This is a genomic window from Treponema sp. J25, assembly GCF_004343725.1.
GTDB lineage: Bacteria > Spirochaetota > Spirochaetia > Treponematales > Breznakiellaceae > J25.
Window position 1 is genome coordinate 1 of record NZ_PTQW01000041.1, and the last position, 11,751, is coordinate 11,751.

The following is an 11,751-nucleotide window of genomic DNA, read 5'->3' on the forward strand; positions in this document are numbered from 1 at the left end:
CATGTCTCTTAACACACCATGGGGTGTGGTGCCTCTTACCAGGAATCAACCCTCTTCAATATCAGGAAGAAAAAGGAGGGGCTCCCTCGTATATTTTTTGTACGATGGGAAGATCTGCAGGGCTCCATCGTAGAGAGCTAAGGTAGGCAGGATCGAGCCAGAGGTAGGCCGCGTGTTCCGTAAGATGAAAGGTACCTCCCCGATGATAGGCCTTGTAGGCGGTAAGATGGATTACCGCCTCTCCGTGTGGAACCTGCGATTCGCCGTAGGGCGTTTTTTCTAAGGTTACTTCGATTCCCAGTTCTTCCCGTAGTTCCCGCTGCAGGGCCTCGCAGGGGTTCTCTCCTTTTTCTATCTTCCCCCCCGGGAATTCCCAGAGGCCCCCATTATGCATAGCATGGGAGCGGAGGGTACAGAGAATCTGAGCGGCATCGTTATACACGATGGCCGCCACTACCTCTATGGTGTTCATACTATGGACTACAGTACGGGAAGTAACAAAAAAGGACAAGGGCCCCGGTCTCATCGAGGTTCGAGCCCGGTTGGGGGGTGTGTAGGAGGCTTCCGAAAAGGAAGCCTTTTTATTGCTTAGATATACTTTTTCAATAGACTCTTACTGCCCAGTCCGGGCTCGAAACGAAGGAGCCGCCGAGCGAAGGCGAGGGAAAGGGGCCAGGATGCCCCGACAGGCTCCGAAGGCGGCCTGGAAGGAGCCCGCAGGACGCGGGCGACTGAAAGGCGAGCCCGGTCGGGATATAAAGGTTCTTTGCTTTGAGCTGTCTGGGAAACAAAAAAGGCGACCACTTTTTAATGGTCGCCTTCTACACTCCCCCGCCCGGGCTCGAACCAGGGACCCAGTGGTTAACAGCCACTTGCTCTGCCAACTGAGCTACAGGGGAATGACTTACAGGGAGGTATACTAGCGAAGGAGATAAAAAATGTCAAGGCCCCGCGCTAATCTCTAAGGTTTTTAGCCCCCTCCTGCGCCGAGATCAAAACTGAGCGAGAGCCTGAAATAGTTATGATCATATTTTTTTCAGATGATTTCGTACTTGTTTTTCTTATCGATCCTTCGGTTTTACCGTATAAAAATACCGGAAAGAAACCGCCAAGCCTTCGAGGGGCCGGGGCATATTGTGACTCACTTCCATGGCAAGGGTATGCTCCTGGTCGGTATACCACAGGCCACCACTCAGGCGAGCGTCGTAGCTCACCGTCGTAGAAAGCCACTGGTCCCCCGACCGGGCTGGAAGGGCAAGGCCCTGGACCAGGCGAGCCTGTAGGGCAACCGATCGGTTTACCAATATCATGGTGCCTGTCGTAAGTCCTACCGAGAAGGGTTCCCAGTAGGAAGTCCCCTCACGGCTTCCCGGGAGGCTAGTCCCAACACGGAGTCCCAGCGTAAGGCTTATCGGATCGGTGTAGCGGGTATACTGCCAAAAAAGATCCAGGTAGTGAAGGAGGCCTCCGGTCTGGATGGTATTATCTTGGGTTGCGACCCCTTCGTTTATCCCGGTTGGAAAAGTCCAGCTTGCCCCAAGCCGATGTTCTCCCCGATTCGTATGGCCTATCCAGGCAGCTTCTACAGTTGCATCTCCCTGAGCAACGACAGGGGAGACCATATCGATGGTGGCGAGGGGCAGGCGAAGGTAGAGAGGAAATCCAAAAGAAAAATACCAGCGTTGATTGAGTAGGACATCCGCCGAGGCTTCAACGCAAAGTATCGCCTGGGTATCTCCCTGTACGATAGGAAGGACCGTGAGTCCCCCTCCAAGGGTACTTTGCCAGGGCCACTTTCCCTGAACCGCCATGCGGTTGTGGGATGTTTCCTGACTTTCAAGGGAAAGTACGGCCGAGAGCATCCATGCCATGCCAAGGAGCATTGGGGAGATAGAGCGCATACCTGGTTTCAGGTGCTCTTTACCAGAAGGCAGCCGCCGGCTCGGTCGCTTTCTTGGTGTACGTTGCCTATCCTTGTTCTTCCCCTTTGACAACATTTCTCCAAGAATCCCCTGACTCATCGGTATCCTCCTCCCTGGATCCCCGAAAGGAATTGTAAACTTTCTTGCCGTGAATGGGCTTCCTGCACTGTTCTTTCAAGGGCGGGTTGGTTTTTAAGAAGCGTGGGATGCTGGATCAAAAGAGCATAGCCCTGCCAATGGGAAAGGAGAGCGTCCCGGCTAAGCCAATATACTCCCTCTGCGGGATCGGCAATCACGAGGTATTCTTCCTCTGCCGCAAGGCAGAGCACAAAGTGTCCCTCCTGGTCTGCAAAATGGAGAATGAGCGGAGCGTAAGACCGAGCGGCCTTTACAAGCTGGTCATAACTAAAACGAAAGCCCCTGGATACAAAACCATGGCGGGCCAGAAGATCCTGCATATCTTTAAAGGAAATGGTGTAGTCTTCCTCGGCTCTTCCGATGTCGTTCGTATGGGAGCGCTCAGAGGTCTGCCTGAGGGTAAACCACTCAGAGACGAGGGTTTCTTCGGAAAGGGGATAATTCCAATACCGGGATACCAGGTCCGAAAGGACTGAAAGCCCACAGGAAGTATCGTAGCCCTGCTCGGCCACATGGGAAAAACGCAGGGGTTCAAGACCCTGTACTTGCTGAAGGAGCAAAAGGAAAGAAAGAATCCCCGCCATAACACCTCCAGAATGACACAAAATAATTTTTTGACTTGACAATATCACGGGGGGGGGGGGGATACAATCAAGACATCTTCTGGCCAGGAGTACAAAAATTTTCTGGAGGTATTACAATGAAAAAGGTAATTGCGTCTTTACTGGTCCTGTTTTTAGGTGCTAGTATGGTGATGGCTGAGGTGCCAAAAATAAAAAAGCCATTCCAGGTATGTAAAGTAAGAACAGCTTTCAATTGCCTTTTACATGGGCTTTAAAAACAATAGAGAAAGTGAGGTTTTTATGGAAATCCGTTATCCGGGTATTAAACAGACGATAGGCATGTTAGCCCTGATAGTGCTGTTCCAGGCGGTCGCAGGAGCGGTATTGGGCATTCTGGCAAATGTCCTCCATGTGCCAGCGGATACCACCCTGATTGGAGGGCTGGCAAATACCTTTGCCTTTGGCTTTTTTATTCTTCGCTCCAAGAAATTCCTCAAGGAACCCTTTACGCAGAGGTTCCCCTTACCCCCCTTTGATTGGCGATATCTGGTTATCGGAAGTATTTTAATGGTGGGCCTTTCTATTGTTCTTTCAGAACTTGACAATCTTACTCGGGTAGTGCTTCCCATGCCTGAGTTTTTTCAAAACATTTATGGCTCCCTTTTCCAGAGCGAAGGAGGTTTTGTCTCTTCTTTCTTTACCCTCTGTATTGTGGCCCCTATAACTGAGGAACTTTTCTTTCGGGGCCTTGTCCTGCGGGGCTTTTTAAGCCGCATGGCAAAAACAAAGGCTATTTTATTATCGGCCCTGCTATTTTCTTTGATTCATCTCAGTCCCTGGCAATTAATCGGGCCATTTATTATAGGGAGTATCTTCGCTGTTATCTATATTGAAACGCAGTCATTGCTTCCTACTATTTTGCTGCACAGCCTTTTTAATTTTCTGCCCCTCCTGGTTATGTCAGTTCTTAAAGTAAGTATCCCTGGCTATTCAGTTACCGAGTATTCGGTGGTGGAATTCCAACCCCTCTGGTTTGACCTCCTCGGACTTTTCCTAGTAGGAATAGCCCTCGTGCTCTATCGCATGTTCTTTGCACCAAAGGCACCGAGCCCAATCTCTGGCGGTACCGACGGCACCGAAGGAAAAAATGCTCCTTCCTCTTCGTCATCGTAAACAAGGGAGTGGAAAAAACAAAAAACGATGCCAGTAGGGTGTACAGAAGAAACAGAGCAAGACTGATGCGGACTTAACCGCTTTACGTTGCCCACATTGTTGAGGGGGAAGGCCTTCCCCCTGGGCCGGGCCACGGTCCCGGCCCACCCCCTTCTCCGGGGGCACCCTGATTGCAGCCTATTGCCCCCTCCCCATTTTGTCGTCTTTTCTGTCGCTGCCCCCGGACCCCCGTTCCTCTTACTCAGTAATCCAGCCCATTGAGATGTAATCCCTGATAGGGTTTTTCTCTTATTTCCTTCCTGGTAAAAAAATGCAATATCTGCTATGCTAGCGGTGGGAGGGATTATGGCGGAACAACTCATCGTTAAGAATTTGCCCTTTATCAAGATTCTTCCTGCCTGGGCGCAGGACCTTTCTTATAAGTATTGTTCAAAAACCGCAAACCTCTACATTATTCACGGGAATATTCGGGATTTCCTCCCCCACAAGATGAACGAAGGGGAGTTTATCTTTGTCCGCATCCAGGAATACATAGCGGAAGTGCTTTTCGGTAACCGGGATATCATTGCCTTTTATGATCGATCTAGTGGGGTTTCTTTTTGTACCATCGAAATGGCCCGGGATTATAAGCGGGCCATGAAAAGCCGTTTCCCTGAGGTCCCGGAAGAAGATTTTGTATCCGCCGATCCTACCAAGAGTTTTTACTACCTGGAAAAGTACTTTTTGATGAACATACCCGAGAAACGGCGGATTGTGCTTATCATCGACTATGCGGAAACCATCGTCCCTGCCAGTGACATTGTGCGGCTTACCGAAGAAGACCGTTATTGCCTGGTAACCCTGAATCGCTGGTCCCATGATCCCATTTTTACCAAGGGAGATGTATCGATCATCCTGCTTACCGAAAACTTAGCCGATATTTCCTCCCGGCTGGTGGGGTCCCCTTCTACGGTAAAGGTGAACATTCCCATTCCTGACGAGGCGGTCCGGGCGAGTTTCCTTCAATTCCTGGAAAAACAGGGCACCCTCCTTCTGGAACGGGGCCTTACTCCCCAGCGGGTGGCTACCGTAACGAGTGGCCTTAACCTAATGAACCTGAATCGTCTGGCCTCGGAAAGTTACCAGGAAGATGTACCCCTGTCTCTTGATTATATTCGGGAGAAAAAGAAGGAGATCATCGAAAACGAGGCGGCGGGGCTTCTGGAATTTATGGAAACAAACCATGACCTTTCCTATGTGTCGGGCCATGATTTTGTCAAAAAGCGCTTTAAGAGTGCCGCCCGGGCGATAAAACAGGGGCGTCTGGATGTGCTTCCCATGGGGTATCTTATTGCGGGCCCCGTGGGTACCGGCAAAAGTTTCATGGTCAGCGCCTTTGCGGGGGAAATCGGGATCCCCATGGTGAAATTCCGCAACTTCCGGTCTAAATGGCAGGGAGTTACCGAATCGAATCTGGAAAAGGTGCTCAATATTCTTAAGGCCATGGCCCCGGTGGCGGTGATGATTGACGAGGCCGATGCCTTTCTTGGTGATCGAGACCAGGAGGGCGATTCGGGGACCAGTAACCGGGTCTTCGCCCAGATTGCGAGTTTTATGGGGAACACCGAGTATCGGGGTAAGATCATCTGGTTCCTTATTACCTGTCGCCCCGACCTGATTCCCATCGACCTAAAACGGCAGGGCCGGGCCGAGGAACACCTGGCCCTTTTTTACCCTGAAACCGATGCGGAACGGGTGGCCCTTTTCGAGACCCTGGTGCGCAAGCTTGACCTTTCTATTCGAAAGTTCCCCGTAGCGGAGGTGCTCAAAAAATTCCGCCACGAATTTTCGGGGGCTGACCTCGAAGCGGTCCTTATCCGGGCAAAATTCCGGGCCGCTATGGAGGATCGCACCTTTGTTACCCGGGAGGATGTGGAAGAAGCCCTTGCCGATTTTGTGCCCCCCTCCTATCCCTATGAAATAGAACTGCAGAATCTGGTTGCCGTCCTGGAGTGCACCTCTAAAGAAATGGTGCCCAAGCGGTTCCAGAACCTGGACCGGACAAAGCTGGTTCGGGACATCCAGGAACTCAAGTCCCTTTTGGGAGAGCGGTAAAAGAGAAGGGCCTGGTCGCCCCTGGGTAGAGATATAATCCTTTAGGGGGTTCGCTGGTAGGTCCTTTACGGGCTGAAGAAAGTTGCCCCGTTCCACATGCGTCGTCCCAGAGGGGATACTTTCTTCCGCTTTTGGCGCTAGCCTCTACGGTGTGAAGAAAATAACCCCATTTCCCAAACGTCGCCCCCCTCTCGGATTGATTTGCAACGCTCCCCCCCTTTGTAGTACACTTCACAGTGTACTGAGGAGGAACGTATCGTGCCAAAAGAATGGACGAAGGCAACGCTTGCCAAAACGATTGATCACACCCTGTTAAAACCTACTGCTACGGCAGAGCAAATACGGGAACTCTGTGCAGAAGCCCGGGCAAATCACTTTGCATCGGTCTGTGTGAATCCTGTTTGGGTTCCGCTGGTTGCAAAGGAACTTTCCGGGTCTGATGTGCTTACCTGTACGGTGATTGGATTTCCCCTGGGGGCCTCTGCAAAGGAAGTAAAGGCGGAGGAAACCCGGCTTGCCGTAAAACAGGGGGCCCAGGAAGTGGACATGGTAATCAATATTGGGGCCCTCAAAGGAGGGGACCATAGAACGGTGGAAGAGGATATCCGGGCGGTGGTAAAAGCCGCCGAAAGGGCCACCGTCAAGGTGATTATCGAAACCTGCTACCTTTCGGATGAAGAAAAACGCCTTGCCTGTGAACTGGCTCGAAAGGCGGGGGCCCACTTTGTGAAAACTTCCACCGGTTTTGGCTCGGGCGGTGCCACCGTGGAGGATGTGCGGCTTATGAAAAAGGTGGTGGGCGACACCATGAAAATAAAAGCCTCGGGGGGAATACGTTCGTATCACGATGCCATTGCCATGTTAGAGGCTGGGGCAGATAGGATTGGCACCTCCTCGGGGGTGGCGATTGTGGCGGAACTTCCGGAGTAAGGGTTGTGTGGGTTTTATCAGGAAGGGGCGAAGACTTTCCCCTATGACTGAGGAAAAGTCTTTTCCTTGACGGAAACCCTATTCCGGCTTATGATACAAAACGCTGCCCTAATAAGGGAAAGCGTCATTGATAGGAGGAGGAAGTATATGAAACGAATTATTACTGCTGCGGTGGTGGCCCTGGCGGTGATGGGGCTCCTGTTTGTGTCCTGCCAAAAGAAAGAAGGAACCGCTCAGAAAGGGGCCTTCCGAATTGGGCTGGTAACTGATATCGGTGGAATCGATGATCGATCCTTTAACCAGGGTACCTGGGAAGGAATTGTTCGGTTTGCCAAAGATTTTGGTCTTAAAGAGGGAGAATATAAGTACCTGCAATCCTCTGCAGAGGCCGATTACATTCCCAATCTTTCCACGTTCTCTGATGAAAAGCTCGACCTTATCGTGGCGCCGGGCTTCCTTTTTGAAAAAGCCATAGGAGAAGTGGCCGACAAATATCCTCAGAACAAGTACCTTATCATCGATACGGTAGTAACCAAACCCAACGTGGTGTCCGCGGTATTTGCTGAACATGAGGGGTCTTTCCTGGTAGGTGTAGCCGCCGGGCTTAAGGCAAAGGCCGATGGGAAAAAGATCGTCGGATTCCTCGGGGGGATGCAATTCCCTCTTATCGAAAAGTTCCAGGCCGGGTTTGAGCAGGGCGTAAAGGCGGTCTATCCCGAATGCACGGTCCTGGTAGACTATGCGGGGGACTTCGGAGCTCCCGATAAGGGGCAGGCCATTGCTCAGAAGCAGTATAACGCCGGGGCGTATATCATTTACCATGCCGCGGGTGGAACGGGAAATGGGCTTATTAAAGAAGCGAAGGAACGCAGCGCCAAGGGAGATATCCGCTGGGCCATTGGGGTAGACAAGGATCAGTATAACGATGGGGTCTATGCGGAAGGTAAATCGGCAGTCCTTACCAGCATGGTAAAAGGGGTCGACGTAGCGGCCTACGAAGTAGCCAAGATGGTAAAGGAAGGCAATTTCCCTGGTGGTCAAACCCTGGTGTTCTCCCTTAAGAATAAAGGGGTGGGTATCCCCGCAACCAATCCTAACCTTTCGGACGATATCATCGCTAAAGTAAAAGAATACGAAGCGAAGATCGCAAGTGGTGAACTGGTTGTTTCCGATAAGCCCGCAAAATAACACGTTAGTCTAAGAGGGGTGGGGTGTAAAAACGGTGTTTTTACACCCCCTTTTCTTTTTTAGAGATGCGGCGTCTACGGCGGCGGGAAAAGCTCCGGTGGTATGCGCTGTTTACAAGAGGGGGTGTGCATGGCCTACATCATAGAAATGCTGGATATCGTAAAAACCTTTCCGGGAATTCGGGCAAATGATGGAATAACCCTGCAGGTGGAAGAAGGTTCTATCCATGCTCTGTTGGGAGAAAATGGGGCAGGAAAATCTACCCTCATGAGCATCCTGTTTGGGTTGTACCAACCCGATAGGGGTACCATTAAGGTTCGAGGAAAGGAAGTTTTCATAAAGGATCCCAATGAAGCCACCCGCCTCGGAATTGGAATGGTGCATCAGCATTTTAAGCTGGTGCATAATTTTACGGTTACTGAGAACATCATTCTGGGACAGGAACCGAGAAAGGGTCTGTGCCTCAATATTAAAGAGGCAGAACAACGGGTTGCTGAGTTATCAAAACGGTATGGCCTTGAGGTCGACCCCCGCTCTAAAATCGAAGATATTTCTGTAGGCATGCAACAACGGGTAGAAATCCTCAAAATGCTCTATCGGGATGCCCAGATTCTTATCTTTGATGAACCGACTGCCGTATTAACCCCTCAGGAAGTGCACGAACTGATGGGGATCCTTCGTCGTTTAGTGCAGGAGGGAAAGACCGTTTTACTTATCACCCATAAACTAAAAGAAATAAAGGAAGTAGCTGAAGTCTGCACGGTCCTTCGACGGGGAAAAGTAGTGGGGACAGTCCCGGTTCGGGATGTTTCGGAAGCCCAACTGGCGGAAATGATGGTTGGCCGATCCGTGAGTTTTTCGGTGAACAAGAAACCTGCTCAGCCAAAGGATGTGGTTTTTGAAGTCCGTGATTTGTATGCTAAAAATGCCCGGGGCTTCATGGCGGTACGGGGGGTTAGTTTCCATATCCGTTCCGGGGAAATTCTCGGCCTCTGTGGTATTGATGGAAATGGCCAGACCGAACTGGTGTATGCCCTGACCGGTCTTGCGCCGGTGGAAAAGGGCACGATCCTATTAAAAGGTAAGGATATTACCCACGCGTCAGTGAAGGAACGACTCGAATCTGGTCTGGGTCATATCCCGGAGGACCGACACAAACATGGCCTTATCCTGGATTTCCGGCTCGATGAAAACCTGGTAATCCATTCATTTAATCGTCCCCCCTTCTCTCGCTATGGGATTCTCGATTATCAGCGGATCCGCCAAAACGCCGAACGGCTTATCAACGAGTTTGATGTGCGATCCGGCGAAGGCCCCGCCACTCCTTCGCGGAGCCTTTCGGGGGGGAATCAGCAGAAGGCTATCGTGGCCCGAGAAATCGATCGCTCTCCGGAAGTGCTTATTGTGGCGCAACCTACCCGGGGGCTCGATGTGGGGGCCATTGAGTATATCCATCAACGGCTTGTGGAAGAACGGGACAAGGGCAAGGCGATTCTCCTGGTTTCTCTGGAACTGGATGAAATCCTCGACCTTTCTGATCGAATCGCGGTTATTTTTAATGGGGAAATTGTGGCAGAAGTAGATGCGGCGCAGACAAACGAAAATGAATTGGGACTGTATATGGCTGGTTCCCGAAAGGCGGTGAGTGTATGAAGCGCAGGGAGCAACGACGAATTGTGGTGCCCTTAGTAGCGGTCCTCCTTGGCTTCCTGGTGGGGGCCCTGGTCATCATTGTGACAGGACGATCGCCGGCGGTCCTTTTTATTTCCCTTATCCGAACATTAACAGGGCTGGACCTCTCGGGGGCAAGCGATTTTAATCCCCGCTATGTGGGAGAATTCATAGTCCAGGCCCTTCCCATTATCCTTACGGGATTATCGGTGGCCTTTGCGTTCCGGACGGGGCTTTTTAATATCGGGGCGGAAGGGCAGCTCATGATAGGTTCTCTTGCGGCGGTGACGGTGGCCCTCCTGGTAAAGGCGCCTCCCCTGGTGCATCCGCTGCTTTGCCTCCTGGCGGCTATGGCTGCGGGGGCCCTGTGGGGCCTTATTCCGGGGTACCTCAAGGCCCGGTTTAATGTGCACGAGGTGGTGGTATCTATCATGATGAATTATACGGCCCTCCATTTTGTAAACTGGGCGCTTTTACAGTTTGGTTCGGTGGACCGGGTCAAGACCCCTGATTTTCCCCCTACGGCTACGCTGAAGAGTGCCTTCCTCTCGAGTATTACCAATGGGTCCCGTTTAAATTGGGGCATTATCCCTGTGGTCCTCGCCCTTCTTTTCTTCTGGTTCATAATAGAAAAGACCACCTTTGGCTATCGCCTGCGGGCGGTGGGGTTTAACAAAGAAGGGGCCCGCTATGCGGGCATGCGGGTGGAACTCAATATCATGCTTTCCATGATGATAGCCGGTGCCTTTGCGGGTCTTGCGGGGGCGGTAATAACCCTGGGAACCTTTAATTTTGGTCGGGTGCTCCCCGCCTTTGAAGGATACGGCATGGATGGTATTGCGGTGGCCCTGGTCGGCGCTAACCATGCGGGGGGAGTCCTCTTCTCAGGTCTCCTCTTTGGGCTCCTTAAGGCAGCCCAGCCGCTCATGCAATCCCAGGGAATTCCCCGGGAAATTTCCCAGATTATCCAGGCATCGATAGTGCTCTTTATTGCCATGCGGCTTGGTATCGAAATGCTCCTTTCTTTCATTAGTTCAAATATCGGTTCAAAGGGTGGTTCAAAAGGGAGGGCTCGTTCATGAAGGTCTTTATTGAAATGTTCCCCATTGCCCTTATGTTTGGGGCTCCCATTGTTATTGCAGCCCTGGGGGGGCTGTTGAGTGAGCGTTCGGGGATTGTGAATGTGGCCCTGGAAGGGATCATGATGGTAGGGGGCTTTACCGCCGCTTCGGTTACGGTGTTGCTCGAACCGGTGCTCCCCGGGTGGGCCCCGTGGATTGGTCTCCTGTGTGCCTTGCTTGCGGGGATGGTCTATTCCCTCTTACATGCCCTTTCATCGGTCAACTTTAAGGCTGATCAGGTGGTGTCGGGCACGGCCCTGAATATCCTCGCCGGCGGTTTTACGGTCTATCTCTGTCAGATTATTTTTAAGCAACAACGGACCCGCGCCTTTAGCACCGGTTTAGCAAAGATCACCATCCCTGGCCTGAGTAACATCCCCATCATAGGGCCCATGCTCTTTGATCATGTGTATCCCACCTTTTTTGTGGCCCTTGCCCTGGTAGTTCTGGTGTGGTTTGTGGTGTATAAAACCGCCTTCGGTCTGCGGCTTCGTTCCTGCGGGGAACATCCCCAGGCGGCGGCCTCTATGGGAATCAATGTGTACCGCATGCGGTACCTGGCGGTGCTGGCATCGGGGCTTCTTGCGGGGCTGGCGGGGGGTGTCATGGTCCTTACCCAGGATATCCAGTACACGGTGACCAGCATTCATGGAACGGGCTTTATTGCTCTGGGTTCCCTGATATTTGGCAAGTGGAATCCCTGGGGCGTGTTAGGGGCTTCCCTCTTTTTTGGTTTTTCCCAGGCCCTGTCCCTTTATGCCCGGGATATTCCCCTTATGTCGGGGCTTCCCCTGGAATTTTTCCACCTCTTGCCCTATGTGCTGACTATTGGAGCCCTGGTGCTGTTTTCCAATAAGTCCGTAGGACCCCGGGCGGCGGGAGAGATATACGATCCTGGAAAACGATAATCTTTAAAAGGGGAGCGAACAGGGTATCATCGCCGATAAAGAA

The 11,751-nt window shown here is 51.8% G+C and carries 10 protein-coding genes and 1 tRNA gene; 7 read left to right on the forward strand and 4 right to left on the reverse strand.

Annotated features, from left to right (window positions below; genetic code table 11):
- Positions 1 to 61: 61 nt before the first annotated feature.
- The 4 genes from C5O22_RS11520 to C5O22_RS11535 form a co-directional block, all read right to left on the reverse strand.
- A complete protein-coding gene (locus C5O22_RS11520) occupies positions 62 to 472 on the reverse strand; it encodes a (deoxy)nucleoside triphosphate pyrophosphohydrolase (RefSeq protein WP_165910513.1) in 411 nt (136 codons plus the stop codon).
- Between the two features lie 354 nt (positions 473 to 826).
- Positions 827 to 899: transfer RNA gene (locus tag C5O22_RS11525), tRNA-Asn, on the reverse strand.
- Positions 900 to 1,061: 162 nt separating this feature from the next.
- Complete coding sequence (locus C5O22_RS11530; protein ID WP_132781971.1) at positions 1,062 to 2,021, reverse strand: hypothetical protein; 960 nt, start codon at positions 2,019 to 2,021, stop codon at positions 1,062 to 1,064.
- Positions 2,018 to 2,644 carry a C39 family peptidase gene (locus tag C5O22_RS11535; RefSeq protein WP_132781973.1) on the reverse strand — a complete coding sequence of 209 codons (627 nt, stop codon included), beginning with the start codon at positions 2,642 to 2,644 and terminating at the stop codon, positions 2,018 to 2,020. The genes C5O22_RS11530 and C5O22_RS11535 overlap by 4 nt, the downstream gene beginning before the upstream one ends.
- Before the next feature lie 279 nt (positions 2,645 to 2,923).
- Here C5O22_RS11535 and C5O22_RS11540 point away from each other — a divergent pair, with 279 nt between their 5' ends.
- The 7 genes from C5O22_RS11540 (at position 2,924) to C5O22_RS11570 (ending at position 11,708) form a co-directional block, all read left to right on the forward strand.
- Positions 2,924 to 3,796: a CPBP family intramembrane glutamic endopeptidase gene (locus C5O22_RS11540; RefSeq protein ID WP_165910514.1), complete on the forward strand. Its 873-nt coding sequence runs from the start codon at positions 2,924 to 2,926 to the stop codon at positions 3,794 to 3,796.
- 345 nt (positions 3,797 to 4,141) lie between these two features.
- Positions 4,142 to 5,890, forward strand: a complete 1,749-nt coding sequence (locus tag C5O22_RS11545; RefSeq protein WP_132781977.1) for an ATP-binding protein — start codon at positions 4,142 to 4,144, stop codon at positions 5,888 to 5,890.
- Positions 5,891 to 6,148: 258 nt separating this feature from the next.
- Positions 6,149 to 6,820 (forward strand): deoxyribose-phosphate aldolase, encoded by a 672-nt coding sequence (gene deoC / locus C5O22_RS11550; protein WP_132781979.1) that lies wholly within the window; start codon positions 6,149 to 6,151, stop codon positions 6,818 to 6,820.
- A 147-nt stretch (positions 6,821 to 6,967) separates the two neighbouring features.
- A complete protein-coding gene (locus tag C5O22_RS11555; RefSeq protein WP_132781981.1) occupies positions 6,968 to 8,008 on the forward strand; it encodes a BMP family lipoprotein in 1,041 nt (346 codons plus the stop codon).
- A 129-nt stretch (positions 8,009 to 8,137) separates the two neighbouring features.
- Positions 8,138 to 9,661 (forward strand): ABC transporter ATP-binding protein, encoded by a 1,524-nt coding sequence (locus C5O22_RS11560; protein ID WP_132781984.1) that lies wholly within the window; start codon positions 8,138 to 8,140, stop codon positions 9,659 to 9,661.
- Entirely contained in the window at positions 9,658 to 10,761 is a 1,104-nt protein-coding gene (locus C5O22_RS11565; RefSeq protein WP_165910515.1) for an ABC transporter permease, read from the forward strand. Before C5O22_RS11560 ends, C5O22_RS11565 begins: the two co-directional genes overlap by 4 nt.
- Entirely contained in the window at positions 10,758 to 11,708 is a 951-nt protein-coding gene (locus tag C5O22_RS11570; protein WP_132781986.1) for an ABC transporter permease, read from the forward strand. The genes C5O22_RS11565 and C5O22_RS11570 overlap by 4 nt, the downstream gene beginning before the upstream one ends.
- The last annotated feature ends 43 nt before the right edge of the window (positions 11,709 to 11,751 follow it).

What these genes read in the sequence shown, in the direction of transcription:
- C5O22_RS11535 (WP_132781973.1), bottom strand. Translation starts at nt 2,644, where the DNA reads ATGGCGGGGATTCTTTCTTTCCTTTTGCTCCTTCAGCAAGTACAGGGT.
- C5O22_RS11540 (WP_165910514.1), top strand. Translation starts at nt 2,924, where the DNA reads ATGGAAATCCGTTATCCGGGTATTAAACAGACGATAGGCATGTTAGCC.
- C5O22_RS11530 (WP_132781971.1), bottom strand. Translation starts at nt 2,021, where the DNA reads ATGAGTCAGGGGATTCTTGGAGAAATGTTGTCAAAGGGGAAGAACAAG.
- C5O22_RS11520 (WP_165910513.1), bottom strand. Translation starts at nt 472, where the DNA reads ATGAACACCATAGAGGTAGTGGCGGCCATCGTGTATAACGATGCCGCT.
- C5O22_RS11570 (WP_132781986.1), top strand. Translation starts at nt 10,758, where the DNA reads ATGAAGGTCTTTATTGAAATGTTCCCCATTGCCCTTATGTTTGGGGCT.
- C5O22_RS11560 (WP_132781984.1), top strand. Translation starts at nt 8,138, where the DNA reads ATGGCCTACATCATAGAAATGCTGGATATCGTAAAAACCTTTCCGGGA.
- C5O22_RS11545 (WP_132781977.1), top strand. Translation starts at nt 4,142, where the DNA reads ATGGCGGAACAACTCATCGTTAAGAATTTGCCCTTTATCAAGATTCTT.
- C5O22_RS11555 (WP_132781981.1), top strand. Translation starts at nt 6,968, where the DNA reads ATGAAACGAATTATTACTGCTGCGGTGGTGGCCCTGGCGGTGATGGGG.
- C5O22_RS11565 (WP_165910515.1), top strand. Translation starts at nt 9,658, where the DNA reads ATGAAGCGCAGGGAGCAACGACGAATTGTGGTGCCCTTAGTAGCGGTC.